This is a genomic window from Saccharothrix sp. ST-888, assembly GCF_000955975.1.
In the GTDB taxonomy this organism is placed as follows: Bacteria; Actinomycetota; Actinomycetes; order Streptomycetales; family Streptomycetaceae; genus Kitasatospora.
The window spans coordinates 1-380 of the sequence record NZ_JYJF01000447.1 but is presented as its reverse complement, the minus strand read 5'-3'; the positions used below and the strand labels follow the sequence as shown (position 1 = coordinate 380).

Here is a 380-nt window from a genome sequence, read left to right as displayed (position 1 = left end):
GGCGTCGGGAGCGAGCTGACATATCGATTGGCGGCCCACCCCCCTCAGTGCGCTAATGTATCTCCCGCAGCGAGCGCCGAGAGGGCCGGGAGGATCCCGGAGATCGAGGCGGAAGCTCATTCACCCATAGCTCAATTGGCAGAGCAGCCGACTGTTAATCGGCAGGTTCTTGGTTCGAGTCCAATGGGGTGAGTCCCCAAACTATTAGTTCAACTCGCCCCCAGCACCCCCTCCGGCGCGCCCGGCGCGCGGCCCTCCCGCCCCGCGGGGGATGCTGGTGAACGGCGGGCGCGGCTGGCCCGGACCCGCCACTGCCTGGGCGGTTCACCGCCCGGCAGGACGGGTAGGGCAACGCGGCAGGAACCGCGAGGAAGGGTGGA

At 68.4% G+C, this 380-nt stretch carries 1 tRNA gene; it reads left to right on the top strand.

The annotated features are described in order from the left end of the window. Nucleotides 1-120 precede the first annotated feature (120 nt). A tRNA-Asn gene (locus UK12_RS33435) sits at nucleotides 121-193 on the top strand. The last annotated feature ends 187 nt before the right edge of the window (nucleotides 194-380 follow it).